The 20,295-nt window shown below is 69.9% G+C and carries 18 protein-coding genes; 11 read left to right on the top strand and 7 right to left on the bottom strand.

Going from position 1 to position 20,295, the window contains the following annotated elements; genetic code table 11:
- Positions 1-3: 3 nt before the first annotated feature.
- Genes IEY79_RS30470 through IEY79_RS30450 form a run of 5 tightly spaced genes read right to left on the bottom strand, consistent with a single transcriptional unit; the run spans position 4 to position 7,149 of the window.
- Positions 4-2,952, bottom strand: a complete 2,949-nt coding sequence (locus tag IEY79_RS30470) for a glycoside hydrolase family 2 TIM barrel-domain containing protein (RefSeq protein WP_189110870.1) — start codon at positions 2,950-2,952, stop codon at positions 4-6.
- Positions 2,949-3,800 (bottom strand): carbohydrate ABC transporter permease, encoded by an 852-nt coding sequence (locus IEY79_RS30465; protein ID WP_189110869.1) that lies wholly within the window; start codon positions 3,798-3,800, stop codon positions 2,949-2,951. The genes IEY79_RS30470 and IEY79_RS30465 overlap by 4 nt, the downstream gene beginning before the upstream one ends.
- A 12-nt stretch (positions 3,801-3,812) precedes the next feature.
- A complete protein-coding gene (locus tag IEY79_RS30460; RefSeq protein WP_189110868.1) occupies positions 3,813-4,772 on the bottom strand; it encodes a carbohydrate ABC transporter permease in 960 nt (319 codons plus the stop codon).
- A gap of 1 nt (position 4,773) precedes the next feature.
- On the bottom strand, positions 4,774-6,054 hold the full coding sequence (locus tag IEY79_RS30455) for an extracellular solute-binding protein (RefSeq protein ID WP_189110936.1): 1,281 nt from the start codon (positions 6,052-6,054) through the stop codon (positions 4,774-4,776).
- Between the two features lie 39 nt (positions 6,055-6,093).
- Positions 6,094-7,149, bottom strand: coding sequence for a PfkB family carbohydrate kinase (locus IEY79_RS30450; protein WP_229701246.1), 1,056 nt, complete (start codon positions 7,147-7,149; stop codon positions 6,094-6,096).
- 128 nt (positions 7,150-7,277) lie between these two features.
- Here IEY79_RS30450 and IEY79_RS30445 point away from each other — a divergent pair, with 128 nt between their 5' ends.
- Genes IEY79_RS30445 through IEY79_RS30430 form a run of 4 tightly spaced genes read left to right on the top strand, consistent with a single transcriptional unit; the run spans position 7,278 to position 13,768 of the window.
- The gene (locus IEY79_RS30445; RefSeq protein ID WP_189110866.1) at positions 7,278-8,027 is read left to right on the top strand and encodes a DeoR/GlpR family DNA-binding transcription regulator; all 750 of its coding nucleotides are present in this window, start codon (positions 7,278-7,280) and stop codon (positions 8,025-8,027) included.
- Positions 8,024-9,397, top strand: a complete 1,374-nt coding sequence (locus IEY79_RS30440) for a 6-phospho-beta-glucosidase (protein WP_189110865.1) — start codon at positions 8,024-8,026, stop codon at positions 9,395-9,397. Before IEY79_RS30445 ends, IEY79_RS30440 begins: the two co-directional genes overlap by 4 nt.
- Before the next feature lie 9 nt (positions 9,398-9,406).
- The gene (locus tag IEY79_RS30435) at positions 9,407-12,496 is read left to right on the top strand and encodes an alpha-mannosidase (RefSeq protein WP_189110864.1); all 3,090 of its coding nucleotides are present in this window, start codon (positions 9,407-9,409) and stop codon (positions 12,494-12,496) included.
- Positions 12,497-12,499: 3 nt separating this feature from the next.
- A complete protein-coding gene (locus IEY79_RS30430; RefSeq protein WP_189110863.1) occupies positions 12,500-13,768 on the top strand; it encodes an alpha-L-fucosidase in 1,269 nt (422 codons plus the stop codon).
- A 60-nt stretch (positions 13,769-13,828) separates the two neighbouring features.
- Here IEY79_RS30430 and IEY79_RS30425 read toward each other — a convergent pair whose 3' ends face one another.
- Positions 13,829-13,987 (bottom strand): hypothetical protein, encoded by a 159-nt coding sequence (locus tag IEY79_RS30425; protein WP_189110862.1) that lies wholly within the window; start codon positions 13,985-13,987, stop codon positions 13,829-13,831.
- Positions 13,988-14,208: 221 nt separating this feature from the next.
- Here IEY79_RS30425 and IEY79_RS30420 point away from each other — a divergent pair, with 221 nt between their 5' ends.
- From IEY79_RS30420 to IEY79_RS30410, 3 genes are all read left to right on the top strand, one after another.
- The gene (locus IEY79_RS30420; protein WP_308426702.1) at positions 14,209-15,231 is read left to right on the top strand and encodes a CehA/McbA family metallohydrolase; all 1,023 of its coding nucleotides are present in this window, start codon (positions 14,209-14,211) and stop codon (positions 15,229-15,231) included.
- A 67-nt stretch (positions 15,232-15,298) separates the two neighbouring features.
- Positions 15,299-15,691, top strand: a complete 393-nt coding sequence (locus IEY79_RS30415) for a GNAT family N-acetyltransferase (RefSeq protein WP_189110860.1) — start codon at positions 15,299-15,301, stop codon at positions 15,689-15,691.
- A gap of 73 nt (positions 15,692-15,764) precedes the next feature.
- Positions 15,765-16,805, top strand: coding sequence for an LLM class flavin-dependent oxidoreductase (locus IEY79_RS30410; protein ID WP_189110859.1), 1,041 nt, complete (start codon positions 15,765-15,767; stop codon positions 16,803-16,805).
- 31 nt (positions 16,806-16,836) lie between these two features.
- On the opposite strand, the gene IEY79_RS30405 is transcribed toward IEY79_RS30410, so the two are convergent.
- On the bottom strand, positions 16,837-17,790 hold the full coding sequence (locus IEY79_RS30405; RefSeq protein ID WP_189110858.1) for a LysR family transcriptional regulator: 954 nt from the start codon (positions 17,788-17,790) through the stop codon (positions 16,837-16,839).
- 20 nt (positions 17,791-17,810) lie between these two features.
- On the opposite strand from IEY79_RS30405, the gene IEY79_RS38475 reads away from it, so the two are divergent.
- From IEY79_RS38475 to IEY79_RS30390, 4 genes are all read left to right on the top strand, one after another.
- Positions 17,811-17,993, top strand: a complete 183-nt coding sequence (locus IEY79_RS38475; RefSeq protein WP_373292659.1) for a putative leader peptide — start codon at positions 17,811-17,813, stop codon at positions 17,991-17,993.
- A gap of 182 nt (positions 17,994-18,175) precedes the next feature.
- The gene (locus IEY79_RS30400; protein WP_189110950.1) at positions 18,176-18,382 is read left to right on the top strand and encodes a hypothetical protein; all 207 of its coding nucleotides are present in this window, start codon (positions 18,176-18,178) and stop codon (positions 18,380-18,382) included.
- 44 nt (positions 18,383-18,426) lie between these two features.
- A complete protein-coding gene (gene ssuE, locus IEY79_RS30395; RefSeq protein WP_189110857.1) occupies positions 18,427-18,981 on the top strand; it encodes an NADPH-dependent FMN reductase in 555 nt (184 codons plus the stop codon).
- A 58-nt stretch (positions 18,982-19,039) separates the two neighbouring features.
- Positions 19,040-20,230, top strand: coding sequence for an SfnB family sulfur acquisition oxidoreductase (locus IEY79_RS30390; protein WP_229701245.1), 1,191 nt, complete (start codon positions 19,040-19,042; stop codon positions 20,228-20,230).
- Positions 20,231-20,295: the final 65 nt, after the last annotated feature.

Raw genomic sequence — 20,295 nt, 5'->3', positions numbered from 1 at the left:
TCGTCACACCGCGCGCAAGAGCCACGACCAGTGGTAGGTGCCCGGGCCCGATCGATAACGCGGCAGCGTGTCCGGACCGCAGGAGGCCGTGCCGAGGCCGCGGTGCATGGCGTCGATGTGGACCACACAGCCCCGTCGTGGCACGAGTTCGTCGTGATGCGCCGCCGCGGCGAGATCGGCCGCCCGGTGGTGGGTCACCGACACCTGTCGGGGAGCGTCGAGCCGCACCGACAACCCCCCGCCGGTATCGGACAGCAGTGAGAGTGCGTGCACCCCCGACCGTCCGCCGCTCTCCTGTGGTCGCAGGTAGGGGGTGAACAACTCCGTGATCCGGGCGCGGTGATGCCCGACGGGGCCGCCGGCCCGCCGGTCCGGATAGGTCTCCCAAGGCCCCTGGCCGAACCACTCCATTCGCTCCGGGCCGCCCACCGTCTCGAAGACCGTGCCGACCCTCGCGACATCGGTCACCCCCTCGGGCAGGACAGCTGTCTCCTCGATGAGAAGGCCCCCGTCGGGGAGCCTGCTGACGGCCTGCTGGTGCTCGACCACGCCGCCCGCTGTCCGGTACACGCAGCGCACCGTGACCCGGTCCTCGTGACGGTCCGTCGAGACGTGTTCGCGTACGAGATCGTCGAGTCCCAGTCGATGCCAGTGTTCGGCCACGCCGCCCAGCAGGTCGTTGTCGGTCGGTGCCCGCCACAGGCTCAGTACGGGCGGGGCCGTCAGCAGCGGGGACACCAGGCGTCCCTCCGCGTCGAGGACCACCCCGGCACTGGTACCCGGACCGGAGGTGGGAATTCGCCTCACGGGGGTGGCTCCGGTCCCGCGCGCCGGTCGTCCCTCGGGTACCAGGACCTGCGGGGTGCACACCTCGGTGCCGGCCGGGGCCCACGGCTCGTCGACGGCCGTCGACAACCGGAGCGTGAGCCAGACCGCACCGTGGTCCGTGGGCAGGCCGTCCAGCAGTTCCCGTGGGAACGGGATGTCCGCGTGCCCGCCCGGCGGCACGTGCGGCAGTTCGGCCGGTGCGGTCCGCGTACCGGCCGCCTCCGCGCTGAGCTCCCACTCCCCCGCCAGCCACGACAGGTCGCGGAAGTGCTGCCGGTTGTCCACCCGCAACAGCCCCGCGTCGTACGTCAGGCGCAGGGGCGCGGCGATCTCGCGGTGCTCGTACATCGCCGGTTTCGGGGTGCGGTCGGGGAAGACCAGTCCGTCCGCGCAGTAGACGCCGTCGTTCGGGGTGTCGCCGAAGTCGCCCCCGTACGCCCAGCGGTAGCCCGGCGCCGCGACACCGGCAGTGAAGCCGTCCGTGGTACCGGGGCCGGCCGGGCGCCCGTCGGACAGCCTCTGCAGGATGCCGTGGTCCCAGAACTCCCACACGAAACCGCCCTGCAGACCCGGTGTGGACTCGATCGCCTCCCAGTGGTCGGAGAGCGTGCCGTTGCTGTTGCCCATGGCGTGCGAGTACTCGCACAGGATCAGCGGCTTCGTCTGCTTTCCGGAGGTCGCGTGCGCGACGATCTCCTCCATGGAGGCGTACATCGGACAGACGATGTCGCTGGCCACCGTGGTGGAGAACCAGTCGGTCTTGGCCGCACCCTCGTACTGGATGGGCCGGGTCGGATCGTGCCGGCGGACCCAGCCGTAGGCGGCGTCGTGGTTGGCACCGTAGTCGCTCTCGTTGCCCAGCGACCAGATGATGACGGACGGGTGGTTCTTGTCCCGCAGCACCATGCCGGAGACACGGTCGAGGAAGGCCGGCAGATAGCGGGGATCGTCGGCGATCTCGTGGGCGTGGTCGTGACTTTCGATGTTCGCCTCGTCCACCAGGTACAGGCCGAGTTCGTCCGCGAGGTCGAGCAGCGCGGGATCGTTCGGGTAGTGCGCGGCGCGTACGGCGTTGAAACCGAACCGCTTCATCGTCTCCAGATCCGCCCGCATCTGGGCCTCGGTGACGGTCCGGCCGGTCAGCGGGTCGAAGTCGTGCCGGTTGACCCCACGGATGAAGACCCGCTCGCCGTTGACCAGCAGATCCCGGCCGCGTATCCGCACCGTACGGAACCCGATCCGATGCCGGGAGGTGTCGGCGACACTGCCGTCGGCGCGGTGCAGCCGTACCGTCAGCCCGTACAGGAAAGGTGTCTCCGCGGACCAGGGGCGTACGTCCGGAACACGCGCGGACAGCCTTGCCTCGCCCAGGAATTCCGAGACCCGGTCGTCCTCGCGGTTGACGCGGTCGAACTCCGTGTCCTGGGCCAGCGCCGTTCCGTCCAGATCACCGGTGATGTACCAGCCCCGTGGCAGCGGCCCGCGTACCTGGCAGTCCACCCGCAGCGAGCCGTCGTGGCCGGCGGTGATGTGGACGTCGGCGAGGTGGAGGGGGTCTGTCGCGTACAGGAGTACGGAGCGGGTGATCCCGCCGTGCCACCACTGGTCCTGGTCCTCGATGTGCGAGGCGTCGGACCACTTCACCACGGTCAGCCGCAGCGTGTTCCGCCCTCCCGCCCGGACCGTGTCGGTCACGTCGAACTCACTGGCCAGATGGGAGTCCTTGCCGATGCCGATCCGCCGGCCGTTGACCTCCGCGATCAGCACACTCTCGGCGGCGCCGACCTGAAGCACGATCCGGCGGCCCGCCCAGTCGGCCGGTACGTCGAAGTCCCGCTCGTGCACCCCGGTCGGATTCGCGGCGGGGGACAGCGGCGGAATCTCCGGCCAGGGCATCTGGGCGTTGGTGTAGTGCGGCAGATCCGATGTGCCCTGCATCGTCCACGGGCCGGGCACCACCAGCGACGACCACTCCTCGCCCAGTGGCGCGTCGGGTGCGGGCAGAAGCTGGAATCGCCAGTCGCCGTCGAGCGGGACGCTGCCCTCCCTGCGGTCCACCGCGTTCCGCCGGAGCCGCCGCCACCCGGTGATCTCGGGCGATTCCCACGGCCGTGTCCCGGTCAACGGATCGCTCCCCTGGCGAGGTCCGCGATCATCTGGCGGGCGCCGATCGCGAAGACGACCAGCAGCGGGATCAGTGCGAGCAGCGCACCCGTCATCACCATCCCGTAGTCGGTGGTGCCGTGCACACCGTTGAGCTGCGACAGCGCGACCTGGAGCGTGACGTGATCGGGGTTGGTCAGCGCGATCAGCGGCCACGCGTAGTCGTTCCACTGGGCCATGAAGGTGAAGATGCCGAGGAACGCCAGGCCCGGCCGGACGACCGGCAGCGCCACGTGCCAGTACTGGCGCAGGAAGCCGCAACCGTCGAGTTTGGAGGCGTCCAGCAGTTCGTCGTGGATCGCGCCCGACATGTACTGGCGCATCCAGAAGATGCCGAAGGCGTTCGCCGCGGCCGGCACGATCAGCGCGGTGAGCGAGCCGATCCAGCCGATCCTGGCCATGATCACGAACTGCGGGATGGCCTGGAGCTGGGCGGGCACCATGAAGATGCCCATCATCACCAGGAAGAGCAGCTTGCGGCCGGGGAACTTGAACTTCGCGAAGACGAAAGCCGCCAGCGAGTCGAAGAACAGCACCAGGAATGTCACGGAGCCCGCGACGATCGCGGAGTTGAGCATCGAGCCGAAGAAGTCGACGCTGTCGAAGAGTTTGCCGATGTTCTCGTCGAAGTGCGAGCCGGGCAGCAGCTTCGGCGGGAACTGGAAGATCTCCGTCGAGGTGTGCGTCGACATCACGACGGTCCAGTAGAACGGGAAGAGCGAGAGCAGGACGCCGAGCACCAGCCCCGCGTGGAGGCCGACGCCTCCGGACCGTACGCCCTTCATGGTCCTGGTTCTTCTCACGGTCATGAGCGGGCTCCCCTACTTTCCCTTGCGCTGGACCAGGCGCCAGTTGATGATCGCGAAGACTGCGACGATCAGGAAGATGCCCCAGGAGATCGCGGCGCCGTAGCCGAAGTCGTTGTTGTCGAAGGTCTGCTGGAAGAAGTAGAGGACCATCGTCTGGCCGGCGTTGTCCGGACCGCCGGCGAAGGTGGAGCTGTTGGACGCGGTCTGGAGCAGCACCTGCGGCTCGGAGAAGGACTGCAGACCGGTGATGGTCGACACCACGAGCGTGAACAGGATGACCGGCCGCATCAGCGGCACCGTGATCCGGAAGAAGGTCTGCACGGGGCCCGCGCCGTCGACACGGGCCGCCTCGTACAGCTCGGTGGGGATGGTCTGCAGGCCGGCGAGGTAGATGATCGCGTTGTAGCCGGTCCACTGCCAGGTCATGAGTGAGGCGATGGCGACCTTGATGCCCCAGGGAGTGTTCAGCCAGGCAACCTGGTCCAGGCCCAGCCCTTCCAGTACGGCGTTGGCCAGACCGAAGTTGGTGCTGAAGACCGACCCGAAGATGATGGCGACGGCGACGACCGAGGTGACGTTCGGCAGGAAGTAGGCAAAGCGGTAGAAGTTCTTGAAGCGCACCGCCGAGTTGAGCATCACGGCGCAGACCATGGCGATGAAGAGCATCGGCAGGGTCGCCATCGCCCAGATGATCAGCGTGTTGCCGATCGCGTGCCAGAACTGGGAGTCCCCCAGCAGGTACCGGTACTGCGACAGGCCCGCCCACTCCATCTTCCCCAGGCCGTCCCAGCGGTGAAGGGACAGGTAGAGCGAGAAGCCGACGGGGATCAGGCCGAAGCAGAGGAACAGCAGGTAGAAGGGGGATATCGCGAGATAGAGCCGCCAGTGGCGGCGCACGGGGCCGGACCCGCCGGGCTTGGCCTTACGGGTGGGGACGGGCGCCGGCGGCGCGATCGGGGGTGCCGTAGCCATCTCAGCTCACCCCCAGGTGGTCGGCGATACGCCGGCACTTCCTCATGGCGTCCTTCCATGCCTGGTCCGGGTCCTTGCCCAGACTGTTCACCTTGGTCAGCTCGTCGACGATGGGCTGCTGCAGGGCTATGTCGTAGGGGCTGTTGTAGGCGATCGGGATCTTCTCGGCCGCCGGGCCGAAGACGTCGATGGTGACCTGTCCTCCGAAGAACGGGTCCGGGTCGCGCATGGCCTTCCGCTCGAAGGAGGCCGGAGTGGAGGGGAAGAGGGAGGCGTCGACGAAGCCGCGGGTCTGGTTGTCCGGGTTCAGCAGCCAGGTGATGATCTCGAACGCCTGCTCGGGCTCCCGGCAGGCCTTGGTGATCGCCAGGAACGAGCCGCCGTTGTTGGCGCCGCCGCCCGGCAGCAGCGCGACCCGCCACTTGCCCTTGTTCTTCGGCACGGCCAGCTTCAGGTCGCCGGCGGCCCACGAGGCGTTCAGCTGGCTCGGCACCTTGCCCGACTCTGTCGCGGAGTTGAAGTCCGGCGTGCCGCTGACGAGGTTGGAGACGATGCCGCGGCGACGCGCCTCGATCGCCAGGTCCCAGGCGTCGGTCACATGCTTCTGGTCTCCGATGAAGTTCCGGTCCTCGTCGACGAACCTCTTGGTGCTCTGGTTGACGACGGTCTGGAAGATCGAGAGCAGATCGCTGAGCAGGTAGGTGCCCGGGAGCCGTTTCCTCAACCGCTCACCGGCGTCGAAGAAGTGCTCCCAGGTGTTCAGCCGCTCTCCGACCTCGGTGGGGTCGGACGGCAGACCGGCCCGGTCGAAGACGTCGGCGCGGTAGTACTGGACGACCGGGCCGGTGTCTATCGGGAAGCCGATCATCCGCCCGTCGGGCGCCGTCCCCTGGTCCCACTTCCACGGCAGGTACTGGTCCTTGAGCCGGTCCGCGCCGAGCGTGCGCAGGTCGACGAACTGGTCGGCGTTGGGCATGTAGGACGCCATGTCCTCGCCCTTGAGGCCGGTGATGTCCGGCACATGGGCGCGACCCGCCATCGTCGTCAGGAGTTTGGAGCGGAAGTAGCCACCGATCTGGACCGGCTTCAGATCCACGTCCGTGTAGCGGGACCGGGCCTCGGCCACGGTCTTGTCGCTGAGCCCGCCGGTCCAGTACCAGAGCGTCATGGTGCGGCCGGTGGAGCCGCTGGGTACCGAGCAGCTCGCCGTGGCGCCGCCCAGCGCGGCGGCGGCCGACGTGGCCAGCCCCGCTCGAAGCAGCCCTCTTCGCGAGAGGTGCACTGCCCCCACCGCCTTCCGGGTGTTTTTTATGGGTTTCAATTATTTGACGAGGTTATGGGGGGTGACAGCCGCGTGAATCACCGGGGGACCGGGATCGGCGGGGATCCGGTCGGCCAGGAACCCGTAGGTGCGGCGGAGTTCGGAATCCTTGGCTCCGACCGTGCGCCACCACTGGTCGATGCCGTACCAGCCGGGCGCGGCCGGCGCCCCGCCGTGCCGTCCCACGGACAGGCCCGCCGCGAGCGCGGCGAAGCGAAGCCGGTCCGCCAGCGGCCAGTCCGCCAGGGTGGCCGTGACAAAGCTCGCACCGAAGACGTCACCCGCGCCGGTGGCGTCCAGCACCTCCACGTCCAGCGCGTCGACCTGGGCGTGCTCGCCGGTGGTCCCGTCCACCGCGAGGGCGCCGTCCCGGCCGCGGGTGATCACGACGACCGGCACGAGGGCGGCCAGCCGGTCCAGCGCGGCGGCGGGTGTGTCGGTGCGGGTGTAGCTCATGGCCTCGCCCTCGTTGGGCATGAACGCGTGGCACAGGGACAGTTGGCCCAGTACGTCGATGGACCATCGCCGGGTCGCGTCCCATCCGACATCGGCGAAGATCCTCGTACCGGCGGCCGCGGCTTTCGCGATCCACTCCTGCGGCTCGGCGCCGATGTGCACGACCGCGGCCCTGGCATCCGGTGCCCCGGCCATCAGCGCGTCCTGCGAACAGGGAGGTTCCTGACCGTGGGTGATCAGGGCCCGGTCGTGGCCCTGCGCGAGTGAGACGGTCACCGGGGTGTTCCAGCCGGGGGCCGTACGCGACAGGGTGAGGTCGACGCCCTCCTGTCCGGCCAGGATCTCGCGGCAGTAGTCCCCGTAGAAGTCGTCGCCGAACACGGTCGCCAGTGACGTGGACAGCCCGAAGCGGGCGGCGGCCACCGCGAGGTTGGCGATGCCACCGGGCCCGCAGCCCATACCCCTGGTCCAGAGCTCTTCGCCGGGGGTGGGCGGCTTGCCCAGGCCGGTGAGGACCAGGTCGTAGAAGAGCAACCCGGTGAGCAGGACGTCGGGCCGGGCGTCGGTGACCGGTTCCGAATGTGGGGGCGGCTCCCTCACGAGCAGATCCTCTCGTTCATTTCCCTGCAAGGTCGTGCACAGGATCGTGCGCTTTGTGCGCCGAGTTGGCAATAGTTGAGCGAACATGAGCGTAGAGATGATTGAGATTGCCTAGTACTGTTCACTACGTGCTGGCTGAGAGACGACACCAACTGATCCTGCGTGCCCTGCGATCCGGCGGCCCGGCGGCCGTCGGCGACCTCTCCGAGCAGCTGAAGGTCAGCGCCGCCACCGTGCGGCGCGATCTGGTCAGACTGGAGGAGGAGGGCCTCCTCACCCGCGTCCACGGCGGCGCCGTCATCGAGGAGGGCGACCAACCCTTCGCCGAAGTGGCCGAGATGCGGGTGTCCGAGAAGGACGAGATAGCCGCCCGCGCGGCCGCCATGATCGAAGACGGCCAATCGGTGCTGCTGGACATCGGCACGACCGCGTTCCGCCTCGCCCGGCAGCTGCACGGCCGCAGACTGACGGTGATCACCAGCAATCTCGTGGTCTACGAGGAACTGGCCGACGACCACGGGATAGAGCTGGTGCTCCTCGGGGGCATGGTCAGACGCGAGTACCGCTCACTGGTGGGATTCCTCACCGAGGACAATCTCCGGCAACTGCACACGGACTGGGTCTTTCTGGGCACCAGTGGAGTGCGCCCCGGAGGCCAGGTCATGGACACCACCGTGGTCGAGGTACCGGTGAAGCGAGCGATGATCGTGGCCGGCGACAAGGTGGTGCTCCTCGCGGACGCGGGCAAGTTCCCGGGCACCGGCACAGCCAGGGTCTGCGGCCCGGAGGAACTCGACGTGGTAGTGACCAACGCCTCTTCGGACCCGGCCACCTGCGCCGCGCTCGACGAGGCCGGTGTGGAGGTGGTTCGGGTATGAGGCTCACGATTCTCGGCGGCGGAGGCTTTCGGGTGCCCCTGGTGTACGGGGCGCTGCTCGGCGACCACGCGGAGGGGCGTGTCACCCACGTCACGCTCCACGACCTGGACGCCGGCCGACTCACCGCCGTCGCCCGGGTCCTGGCCGAGCAGGCCGCGGCCGCCCCGGGCGGCGGCGCGTCGCCCAAGGACGGGGGCGCACCGACCGTCAGCGTCACCACCGACCTCGACGAAGCGCTCACCGGCGCCGACTTCGTCTTCTCCGCCATCCGGGTCGGCGGACTCGAAGGCCGCGCGGCAGACGAGCGGGTGGCCCTCGCCGAGGGCGTTCTCGGTCAGGAGACGGTGGGCGCCGGCGGTATCGCGTACGGGCTGCGCACGGTCCCGGTGGCCACCGATATCGCGCGACGCGTCGCACGGCTCGCCCCCGACGCCTGGGTGATCAATTTCACCAACCCGGCCGGCCTGGTCACGGAGGCCATGTCCCGCCACCTCGGCGACCGGGTCATCGGCATCTGCGACTCGCCGGTCGGCCTCGGCCGCCGCGTCGCCCGTGTGCTGGGCGCCGACCCGGACGAGGCGTGGATCGACTACGTCGGCCTCAACCACCTCGGCTGGGTACGGGGGCTGCGGGTCTCCGGCCGCGACGAACTCCCCCGGCTGCTCGCCGACTCCGCCCTGCTCGGCTCGTTCGAGGAGGGCCGGCTCTTCGGCCCCGACTGGTTGCGCTCCCTCGGCGCGATCCCGAACGAGTATCTGCACTACTACTACTTCAATCGGGAAACGGTTCGCGCCTACCAGCAGGCGAAGCAGACTCGCGGCGCGTTCCTCCACGACCAGCAGGCCCGCTTCTACGAGGAGATGAAGCGGCCGGGCACTCCGGCCCTGGAAACCTGGGACCGTACCCGCGCCGAGCGCGAGACCACGTACATGGCGGAGAACCGCGAGGCGGCCGGCGCCGGCGAGCGGGACACCTGCGACCAGGAGTCCGGCGGCTACGAGAAGGTCGCCCTCTCCCTGATGCGGGCCATCGCCAGGAACGAGCGCACCACGCTCATCCTCAACGTCCGCAACCGCACCGCCCTGTCTGCCCTGGACAGTGACGCCGTCATCGAAGTGCCCTGCCTCGTCGACGCCACCGGTGCTCACCCCGTCGCCGTCGCCCCGCTGCCGGACCACGCCACCGGGCTGGTGTGCGGTGTCAAGGCAGTCGAACGCGAGGTCCTGGCCGCCGCCGAGAGCGGCTCACGCGCCACCGCCGTCAAGGCTTTCGCCCTGCACCCCCTCGTCGACTCCGTGTCCGTCGCCGGGCGCCTCGTCGACGGCTACACCCGCGAGCATCCCGGTCTCGCCTACCTCAACCGTAAGTAGGAAAGCTTCATGCACGACGAACGCCGTCGCATCGAGGAGCGCGTCGAGCGCGTCCTCCACCAGCGCATACAGCCGGCCGTCTACACCGCTTCGGTGCCCCTGGAGGTCGAGGCGTGGGAGGTGCCGGACGAGCCGGTGCCGTTCGCCGAGGCCCGTACGGCCACCTACCGGCCGTTCGCGATGGGCACCCCGTGGGGGCCACCGTGGGGCACCACCTGGTTCGCCGTCCGCGGTGAGGTTCCCGCCGACTGGTCGGGGCGCCGCGTCGAGGCCGTCTTCGACCTCGGCTTCGTCGGCGACTGGCCCGGCAACCAGGCCGAAGCGCTCGTCCACACCCCGGACGGCAGCCCGGTCAAGGCAGTCAACCCGCAGAACCAGTACGTACCGGTGGCCCATCCGGCCACGGGCGGCGAGCGGGTCGACTTCCTCATCGAGGCCGCCTCCAACCCGGACATCCTCGCGAACGACTTCCGCGAGCCCACGCCGCTGGGCGACAAGGCCACCGCCGGACGGAAGCCGCTCTACACCTTCGCCCGCGCCGACCTGGCCGTGCTGGACGAGAACGTCTGGCACCTCTCCCTCGACCTCCAGGTGCTGCGCGAACTGATGCTGGAGCTCGGCGAGCAGGACCCGCGTCGCTACGAGATCATGTACGCCCTGGACCGGGCCCTCGACGAGCTCGACCTGGATGACGTACCCGGCACCGCCACCGCCGTACGGCAGGCGCTGAAGGGAGTCCTGGAGCGCCCCGCGCACGCCAGCGCCCACACCCTGTCGGCCGTCGGTCACGCCCATATCGACAGCGCCTGGCTCTGGCCCATTCGCGAGACCAAGCGCAAGACCGCCCGTACCTTCTCCAACGTGACCGCGCTGGCCGGGGAGTACGAGGAGTTCGTCTTCGCCTGCTCGCAGGCGCAGCAGTACGCGTGGGTGCGGGACAACTACCCCAAGGTCTGGGACCGCATCCACGAGACCGTGCGGAACGCCCAGTGGGCACCGGTCGGCGGCATGTGGGTGGAGGCCGACGGCAACCTGCCCGGCGGCGAGGCCCTGGCCCGCCAGCTCGTACACGGCAAGCGGTTCTTCATGGACGAGTTCGGGATCGAGACCAAGGGTGTGTGGCTGCCCGACTCCTTCGGTTACACGGCGGCCTACCCGCAGCTGGCCAAACTCGCCGGCAACGAGTGGTTCCTGACCCAGAAGCTCTCCTGGAACCAGACCAACAAGCTGCCTCACCACACCTTCTGGTGGGAGGGCATCGACGGCACCCGGATCTTCACCCACTTCCCCCCGGTGGACACCTACAACGCCGAATTCTCCGGACAGGAGATGGCCCACGCGGTGCGCAACTACCAGGACAAGGGGCGCGGTACACGTTCGCTGGCGCCGTTCGGCCACGGCGACGGCGGCGGCGGCCCCACCCGGGAGATGATGGAGCGCGCGCGCCGACTGGCGAATCTGGAAGGCTCCGCGAAGGTCGTCGTCGAGCACCCGGACGACTTCTTCGCCGCCGCCCGGGCCGAGTACCCGGACGCGCCGGTGTGGTCGGGCGAGCTGTACCTGGAGCTGCACCGCGCCACCTACACCTCCCAGGCGCGCACCAAGCAGGGCAACCGCCGCAGCGAGCACCTGCTGCGCGAGGCGGAGCTGTGGGCCACCGCCGCGGCGCTGCACACCGGTTTCGAGTACCCCTACGAGCACTTGGACCGACTCTGGAAGACGGTGCTGCTGCACCAGTTCCACGACATCCTGCCGGGCAGCTCCATCGCCTGGGTGCACCGCGAGGCCGAGGCCGAGTACGCCCGGGTCGCCGGCGAGCTGACGGAGATCATCTCGACCGCGCTCAGCGCGCTCGGCACGGGAACACCCCACGCCTTCAACGCGTCCCCGCGCCGCCGCGCCGAGGTCGTGACCGTTCCCGCCGACACGGCGAAGGGCCAGCGGCTCACCGACGGCACGATCGCCGTCTACGCCGAGGTCCCCGCCTCGGGCGGCGCCCCGCTCGCCGGTGCGACGCCCCCGCGACCCGTCACCGCGGAGGGCCGGGTACTCGACAACGGCCTGGTCCGCGTCGAGTTCGCGGCGGACGGCACCCTCTCCTCGGTGCGCGACCTGGTCGCCGACCGCGAGGTCCTCGCCCCCGGCGCCGCCGGCAATGTGCTCCGTCTCCACAGCGATCTGCCCAACAACTGGGACGCCTGGGACATCGACAAGCACTACAAGCAGCGCTTCACCGATCTCCTCGACGCCGAATCGGTCACCGTCATCGAGAGGGGCCCGCTGGTGGGCGCCCTTCGGGTCGAACGCCGCTTCGGCAAGGGTTCACGCATCGTCCAGCGGGTCACCGTGCGGGCCGGCAGCCGTCGCGTCGACATCGAGACCGAGATCGACTGGCACGAGTCGGAGAAGATCCTCAAGGCGGTCTTCCCCATCGACATCCACGCCGAACGGTCGTCCGCCGAGATCCAGTTCGGTCACGTACACCGCCCCACCCACACCAACACCAGCTGGGAAGCAGCCCGCTTCGAGGTGCCCGGCCACCGCTGGGTGCACGTCGCCGAGCCCGGTTACGGCGTCGCGGTCATCAACGATTCCACCTACGGGCACGACGTCGGGCGCACCACTCGTGAGGACGGCGGCACGACCACCACGGTCCGACTGAGTCTGGTCCGCGCGCCGCGGATCCCGGACCCCGAGGCCGACCAGGGCACGCACCGTTTCACCTACGCGCTGCTGCCCGGCGCGAGCGTCGAGGACGCGATCGCGGAGGGCTACGCGCTCAATCTGCCCCTGCGCGTCGCCGACACCGCGACCGCCCCCGATCCCCTGGTCACCACCGACGGGCCGGCCGCCGCCGTCGAGGCGATCAAGCTGGCGGACGACCGTTCCGGCGATGTGGTCGTCCGCCTCTACGAGTCACTCGGCGGACGTACCCGCACCACGCTGCGCACCGGCTTCACCCACACCGGCGCGGAAGTCGTCGATCTGCTGGAACGCCCGCTCGCCGGCGCCTCGCCGGTCGAGGTCTCCGAGGACGGCGGCGTCACCGTGGACCTGCGTCCCTTCCAGGTGGTCACGCTGCGGCTGAAGAGGAGCTGATCCATGGCCATGCAGCCGTGGTTTCCCGACGCCAAACTGGGGATCTTCATCCACTGGGGCATCTACGCCGTCGACAGCGTGCCGGAGTCCTGGGCGTTCTTCGACGGCGACGTCCCGCACGACGAGTACATGTCGCAACTCGACCGCTTCACGGCCGCCGCGTACCACCCCCGGGAGTGGGCCCGGCTCTTCGCGCGGGCGGGCGCCCGCTACGCGGTGCTGACCAGCCGTCATCACGACGGTGTCGCTCTGTGGGACACCGCCCTCGGTGACCTGGACGTCGTCCGGCACACCCCCGCCGGACGCGATCTGGTCACCCCGTACGCGGACGCGCTGCGCGAGCAGGGCCTGAAGGTCGGCCTCTACTACTCCCACAGCGACTGGAACCACCCCGACTACGCCTCCACCCGTCACCCGGACCGGTCGCCCGACGAGGAGGACAACCCGTACGCCGAAGTCCCCCGGGGTCAGGAGGACCCGCGGGCCTGGGCACGCTATCTGGACTACCGAGACGGCCAGGTGAGGGAGCTCGTCACCCGGTTCCGGCCCGACCTTCTCTGGTTCGACGGCGAATGGGAACGCTCCGAGGACCAGTGGCGGATCCCGGAACTGGCCCGGCTCATCCGCGCGGAGGTCCCGGACTGCGTACTCAACGCCCGCATGCTCAGTGAGGGCGACTACGCCACCCCCGAGCAGGGCGTGCCGGTGGTGGCCCCGGAAGGCCCCTGGGAGTTGTGCCTGACCTTCAACGACTCCTGGGGCTACAAGCACCACGATCACAACTACAAGTCGACCGGCCAGCTGATCCGCTACTTCACCGAGACCATCGGCGCCGGCGGCAATCTGCTGCTCTCGGTGGGGCCGAAGGAGGACGGCACCATCCCGGTCGAGCAGGTCGAACGCCTCGAAGGGCTCGGCGGCTGGATCGCCAAGCACGCCGACGCGGTGTACGGCACCGTCGCGGGACTGCCCGCCGGTCACCACTACGGTCCGAGCACCGTCTCCGCCGACCGCCGCACCCTGTATCTGACGGTCTTCGACATCCCGCGCGGCCCCATCGGGGTGCGCGGACTGCGCACCCCGGTACGCAGGGTGAGGGTGCTGGGCACCGGTGCGGAACTCGGTCACCAGGTCATCGGAGGGCTCCACGAGGTCCCCGGCGTGCTGTGGATCGATCCGCCGGGAACGGTGGATCTCGACGAGCACGCGACGGTCCTCGCCGTGGAACTCGACGCGCCTCTCGACGTCTACCGCGGACAGGGCCGCTCGTAGAGGCGGCGCTGTCACGACGCGGGGTCGAGGCGGAGGGGGGCGAGACTGCCCCCGGACGCCCTACGCCCGCTGTGGGTACGGCGTCCCGCCGGGCGACGAATCCTGCTCGTCGTCCTCGTCCCTCTCCCCCTCCGCCTGAGAGGGAGTGGTCCGGTAGGGCTCCGTGAGGTCTTCCTCCTCACGAGCGCCTTCCGCCTGCGAAGGTGTGGTCCAGCTCATCACGTCACCTTCCTTCCGGTGCTTTCATGGACCGCGGTCACATGCGCGACCCCGACGCGGCCCTTCATCTCCAGGGTCTCTCGACAAGCTCGGGTGAACCACTGCCACCGCGCCGCCCGGCCGCCCCTGACTCCGAGCTGCTCACGAGGCCGCGATAGCTGTACGGATCCCAGGCTCCGAGGTCTCCTGTCCGGCGCGCTACTCCGATCGGGTGATACTCAATGAGTCGGCGGGGGGAATGGATGTCGGAGCTGGAATCTTCACCGCCGCCGAGGGCTGGTCGGGGCCGCGGCTGGTACCGAGGCGACTGCCATGTGCACTCGGTGGTGTCGAGTGGCGGCGAGCTGACGCCGGAGCGGCTTGTGGCAGATGCCCGTGCGGCCGGGCTGGACTTCCTCGCGGCCACCGAGCACAACACGTCCGAGACGCATGGCGCCTGGAGTAGGTACGGCGACGAGGATCTGCTGGTGATCCTGGGGCAGGAGGTCACCACCCGAACCGGGCACTGGCTCGCCTTGGGAATCCCCTCGGGGCAGGTGGTCGACTGGCGCTACGGCGTGCGGGACAACATGATCGATCGGCACCTGGACGAGGTACGCCGCGCCGGTGGGCTCTGTGTCGTCGCCCATCCGCACGCGCCGTACCCGACGGGCACCTTCATGTACCCGCACCGAGGGTTCGACGCGGTGGAGGTGTGGAACGGGCCGTGGAGTTCGGACGTGCCGTGGCAGGCGGACAACGAAGCGGCCCTGGCCGAATGGGGGCGGAGCCTGGCGGCGGACGTCCAAAAGGGGCGGTGGCGGCCGGCGATCGGTAACAGTGACACCCACCTCAAGAATCAGATCGGCATCCCGCACACCGTCGTGCCGGCCGAGGATCTCAGGCCGGCCGAGATCCTCGCCGGGATCCGCGCGGGCCGGAGCTGGACAACCGATTCGGCCGCGGTCGAGTTGTCGTTCACCGCCTCCGCGGGTGCTCGGAGCGCCGGGATCGGTGAACGGTTGCGGGCCGGCGACCAGCCGGCCGTGGCGAGGGTGGAGATGAGCGGCGTTCCGTCCGGCATGGTCAGCTTCCACACCGAGCGAGGAGAAGTGCACCGCGCGCGGCTTCCCGACTCGGGATCGGGTGTCGTGGAGTGGCACTTCCGGGCAGCGGATTCGGTGTTCGTCCGAATCGAGGTACGCCATCCCGAAGGCCATATGGCGGCGCTGAGCAATCCGATCACCCTGGCTGTCGAGGACTGACGCGGTGGGCCGGGGGCATCGAGGCCGGCTCGGATCACTGTCACCGGCGTGCGATAGGTTGCCCGCCATGACCGAGCTCGGACCTGTCGCCTGGCCGTCCGCCCCGATAAGGACCGAGCGGCTCACGCTCCGCGGGTCCGAGGCCCGGGACCGCCCGGCCTTCATCGAGCTCTTCGCGTCGCCAGAGGTGCGCGCCCACCTGGGTGGGGATGCCGAACTGGGCTATATGTTCCTGCCGGACGCGTGGGGACGCGGGTACGCCGCCGAGGTGTGCGCGGCGGCCCTCGGCTGGTTCACCGACGCGCTTCCCGGCGAGCCGGTGGTGCTCTGCACCCAGACCGCCAACGACCGCTCGATGCGCCTGGCGGCGAAGCCGGGGTTCACTGAGGTGGAGCGGTTCGAGGAGTACGGCGCCGAGCAGTGGTTCGGTGCGCGGTGCCCGGTCACGCCGTCCGGTTGAGCCGCGAAGGCCCCTTCCCGTCGGCCGGGTTTCGACCGGCGGGGTACGCCACAGACGACGGAGGAGCCGTCCCGTGCCACTGCCTTCGGAGCCGCTGCGGAAGCTGGGCTTCCTGACCATCGGCCTGTTCGACCCGGCGGACCCACGCCGCGGTCACGAGTCGACCCTGGAGATCATCGAGCTGGGGGAACGGCTGGGGTTCGACAGCGCGTGGGTGCGCCACCGGCATCTCCAGTACGGCATCTCCTCCCCCGTCGCCGTTCTGGCCGCCGCCTCGCAGCGCACCGACCGTATCGAGCTGGGCACCGCGGTGATCCCCCTCGGCTGGGAGAATCCGCTCCGGCTGGCCGAGGACCTGGCGACCGTCGACATCCTGTCCGGAGGGCGGCTCAACCCCGGAGTCAGCGTCGGCCCCCCGATGCACTACGACCAGGTCAAAGGGGCGCTCTACCCCGACACCGCCGACAGCGAGGACTTCGGTTACACGCGGGTACGGCGGCTGCTGGACCACGTACGCGGTGAACCCGCCACGCCCTCGGCGGGAGTTGAGGGCTTCGAGGTCTTCTCGGACCGCGTACAGCCCCAGGCGGCCGGTCTGGGAAGCCGTATGTGGTACGGAGGCGCGAGCCTGCGATCCGCGCGGTGGGCCGGTGAGAACGGGATGAACTTCCTCACCAGCAGCGTGGTCAAGGCGGAGAACGACGAGTCGGACAGCACGGCCCCGGACTTCGCCGCGATCCAGCTCTCCCATGTCCGCGCCTTCCGCGCACACCACCCCGACGGCGACCGCGCACGGGTCTCGCAGGGCCTGGTCGTGATCCCGACGGACAACGCGACGGCGGCTCAGCGCGCCAAGTACGAGGAGTACGCCCGTACGCGTCTGCCCCGCACCGCCACACCCCAGGGTCCGGCCCGTCTGATGTTCGCGCCCGACCTCGTCGGCACGTCCGCGGAGATCGCCGAACGGCTCCACGAACACGCCGCGTTCCAGGAGATCGACGAGGTCGCGTTCGCGCTGCCGTTCACCTTCGACCACGACGACTACGTCCAGATCCTCACAGATATCGCCACCGTCCTCGCACCGGCCCTCGGCCGCCGCCCAAGCGCCGGCTGACAGCACCTGCGGGAAGTCCTCCGCCCGCGCCTCAGGCCCGCGGCCCCGGCCCCGGCATCGTCCCTGTCGCCGGGCCCCGCACGGCGTCCGGGTGGGACGCCGCGTGCGTGACGAAGATGTCGTGGAGCGTGCGGACCGCTCGGGGCATCGAGGACGACGGGCGGCGCTGGATCACCATCAGCACCTCCGTGTCGTCGTCCGCCAGCGGACGGCATGTGATGGCGCCCTGCCGCTCCAACGGGTCCCCGAGCACGCTGAAGGCGGGCAGCACCGTGGAGCCCAGGCCCTCGGCGACCATCAGTTTCCCCATCTCCGCTCCGTCGGTGGAGTACGAGAAGGAGGGCGGCCGGCCACGGAGCAGGCGGTGGACGTATCGGTGCATCACATAGCCCGAGCGCATCACGATCAGCGGTTCGGTGAGGAGGTCGGCGACCCGGACCGTACGCATCGCGGCCAGCGGGCTGTCGGGGTGCAGGCACACCACCGCGCGGCAGCGCAGCAGTTCGGTCGTCTCCAGGTCCGGCGGGCGGTCGTCGCCGGCGAGGTAGTTCACCAGGCCGAGATCCAGACTGCCCTCCAGGAGCGCGCGGTGGATGTCGTCCTGCTGGGCGCCGACCACCTCGACCTGGGTGCCGGGCTGCGCCTCGCGGAATTCCCGTACGGCCGGCACCAGCAGCGGCACGGTGGCCGCGTTGACCGTACCGAGCCTGACCATCCGGGTGGTGTGGTGCTGGTGGTCCGCGGCCCGGCGCAGCCGGTCGACCGCGTCCAGGACGCCGATGATGTGCGGCAGCAGCGCCCTTCCGTCCTCGCTGATCTTGGCTCCGGACCGCTTGCGGTCCAGCAGGACCACACCCAGCTCGCGCTCCAGATTGCGGACGGTCTCGCTCAACGCGGGCTGGGAGATGTGCAGTTCCTCGGCCGCGCGGCGCAGCGATCCCAGGCGGGTGACCGCCTCCAGATAGGTGAGCTGTTCGATCCGCACGATGGCCTCATGCCTGCTGAATGAAAGGGAAACCCTACCAGTCCCTCGTGAATGCCGTCTCGACCCGGCGGCCCTGCATGCGTACTCTCGATGACGTGGGCCATTCCCAGTCGGCGCCGGTCCCGGCGCAACGGATCCTGACGCGGCGACGTCATATCGACCTCGCCCGTGTCTCCAGTGCCTTCTGTTGTCGCGCGGCCTGAGGGGCAACCTCCCCGCGCGGCACGTCAGTTCGACATTTCCGGATTCGTCGGCCGCGCCGCCGGTAGACCGCGTCGTACGCGGCGATAGGTAGCGCGTACCGCCCCCTCTCCCCGGACCGTCGGACGGCGGGCGCCGGCCTCCCCTCCCCAACGCCGTGATTCGCCGTGCCCGTTCACCACGCGTGAGAAGGGACATTCATGTCCCCCCTCCCTCCACGCCCACCGGGAGACCTCATGCCGGTCTGTTCCCGCCCGGCTTCCCGCACCCCCTGGAGGAGGTCGAGTACTTCGGCAAGCGGGTCCTGCCCCTCGTACGGGAGCTGGAGGCCGAACTCCTCTTCCCCGAGGGGGAGTTGGGTCGCCCCGGATCCGCGATCCTCCAGTCCTGACCCCGTCCGTTCACCCATTCACCCGAACACGGAAGCGAGCTCTCATGGCCACCGTTCTGTCCGTCTCGGGGAGTCCGTCCCCGACCTCACGCACCGCCCGTCTGCTGCGGCATCTCGACGCGGCGCTGATCGCCCAAGGCCACCAGGTCGTCCCGCTCGACGTCCGTACCCTCCCCGCCGAGGCCCTGCTGGGCGCCGACTTCGCCCACCCCGACATCAAGCGCGCCACCGAGCTGTTCGCGCGCGCGGACGGCGTCGTCATCGGCACCCCGGTCTACAAGGCCGCGTACTCCGGACTGCTGAAGTCTCTGCTCGACCTGCTGCCGCAGTACGCGCTGGCCGACAAGGTCGTACTGCCGCTCGCCACCGGCGGCTCCGTCGCGCACGTCCTGGCCATCGACTACGCGCTCCGCCCGGTCCTCTCGGCAATGGGGGCGACGCACATCGTGCCGGGATGGTTCGTCCTGGACCGGCACATAGTGGCCGCCGCGGACGGGTCGACAGAGATCGAGGAGAGCACGGCTGGGGCACTCGACCAGGTACTCGCGCAGTTCTCCACCGCCCTCGGGGGCGATGTGCTCCTGCGCGCCGTGAGCTGAGCCCCGTCTCCCGCTGTCCGCCCCTGCCACCCCGCCCTCTCTTCTCTGGAGACCCACTGTGACCGTCACCACCCATGTGATCGCCGACGACGCGGAAGCACTGCGCACCGCCGCCGCTCTCGCCGAGGAGTTCCGGGCCGGTGCCGCCGGGCGGGACGCCTCCCGTACGCTGCCGCACGCCGAACTCGACCGGCTCACGGCCACCGGGCTGCTGGCCGTCACCGTCCCGGCCGCGTACGGCGGCGCCGACGTACGCGCCGAGACGCTCGCCGAGATCTTCCGGCTGCTGGCGACCGCCGATCCCAGCCTCGCGCAGATCCCGCAGAGCCACTTCGCGTACGTCAACGTGCTCCGCAGGCAGGGCACCGAGGAGCAGCGGAAGTTCTTCTTCGGCGAACTGCTCGCGGGACGCCGGTTCGGCAACGCGCAGTCGGAGGCGGGCACCCGGCACATCCAGGACATCCGCACCCGCCTCGAACCGCTTCCCGACGGCTCGTACCGGCTGGACGGTGTCAAGCACTACGCCACCGGGGCCCTGTTCGCCCACTGGATCCCGGTGCTGGCCCGCGCCGCGAACGAGGACCTGCATGTCGCGTTCGTTCCGCGCGACGCCGCCGGGGTGACGGTCGTGGACGACTGGGACGGCATGGGGCAGCGCACCACCGCCAGCGGTACGGTCCGGCTCGACGCGGTGGCGGTTCCCGCCGACCGGGTGGTGCCGCACCACCTCACCTTCGAGGGCCCCCAACTGCACGGCGCCGTCGCCCAGTTGCTGCACGCGGCGATCGACGTCGGCATCGCGGGCGGCGCGCTCGCCGAGGCGGTCGAGTTCGTACGGACGAAGAGCCGGCCCTGGTTCGAGAGCGGCTTCGAGCGGGCCGACCAAGACCCTCTGCTCATCCAGCGGTTCGGCGAACTGGCGATCCAACTACGGGCGGCCGAGGCCCTGTTGTCGGCCGCCGGACGGTCGGTCGACGCGGCGTCCGCCGACCTCACCGACGACAGCGCGGCCGAGGCGTCGGTGGCGGTTGCCGCCGTACGGGCGTTCGCCGCGGGCGTCGCGGTCGACACGGGCAGCGCCGTCTTCGAGGTGTCCGGCACCCGGTCCGCGCTGGACGCCCTCAATCTGAACCGGCACTGGCGTGACGCCCGCACCCACACCCTGCACGACCCGGCCCGCTGGAAGGTCCAGCACGTCGGGCGCTACGTCCTGAACGGCACCCGGCCGCCGCGCCACGGCCTCCTCTGAACGGGGCCGGGGCCACCTCGGCAACGCCCGCGACTCCGCATACCCCGCGTGCCCCGCGCACGCCA

This window comes from Streptomyces camponoticapitis (assembly GCF_014646115.1).
Classification (GTDB): domain Bacteria; phylum Actinomycetota; class Actinomycetes; order Streptomycetales; family Streptomycetaceae; genus Streptomyces; species Streptomyces camponoticapitis.
This window is presented reverse-complemented; position numbering and strand designations above follow the sequence as displayed.

What these genes read in the sequence shown, in the direction of transcription:
- IEY79_RS30425 (WP_189110862.1), bottom strand. Translation starts at nt 13,987, where the DNA reads ATGAGCTGGACCACACCTTCGCAGGCGGAAGGCGCTCGTGAGGAGGAA.
- IEY79_RS30460 (WP_189110868.1), bottom strand. Translation starts at nt 4,772, where the DNA reads ATGGCTACGGCACCCCCGATCGCGCCGCCGGCGCCCGTCCCCACCCGT.
- IEY79_RS30465 (WP_189110869.1), bottom strand. Translation starts at nt 3,800, where the DNA reads ATGACCGTGAGAAGAACCAGGACCATGAAGGGCGTACGGTCCGGAGGC.
- IEY79_RS30415 (WP_189110860.1), top strand. Translation starts at nt 15,299, where the DNA reads ATGACCGAGCTCGGACCTGTCGCCTGGCCGTCCGCCCCGATAAGGACC.
- IEY79_RS30435 (WP_189110864.1), top strand. Translation starts at nt 9,407, where the DNA reads ATGCACGACGAACGCCGTCGCATCGAGGAGCGCGTCGAGCGCGTCCTC.
- IEY79_RS30420 (WP_308426702.1), top strand. Translation starts at nt 14,209, where the DNA reads ATGAGTCGGCGGGGGGAATGGATGTCGGAGCTGGAATCTTCACCGCCG.
- ssuE (WP_189110857.1), top strand. Translation starts at nt 18,427, where the DNA reads ATGGCCACCGTTCTGTCCGTCTCGGGGAGTCCGTCCCCGACCTCACGC.
- IEY79_RS30440 (WP_189110865.1), top strand. Translation starts at nt 8,024, where the DNA reads ATGAGGCTCACGATTCTCGGCGGCGGAGGCTTTCGGGTGCCCCTGGTG.
- IEY79_RS30430 (WP_189110863.1), top strand. Translation starts at nt 12,500, where the DNA reads ATGGCCATGCAGCCGTGGTTTCCCGACGCCAAACTGGGGATCTTCATC.
- IEY79_RS38475 (WP_373292659.1), top strand. Translation starts at nt 17,811, where the DNA reads ATGAAAGGGAAACCCTACCAGTCCCTCGTGAATGCCGTCTCGACCCGG.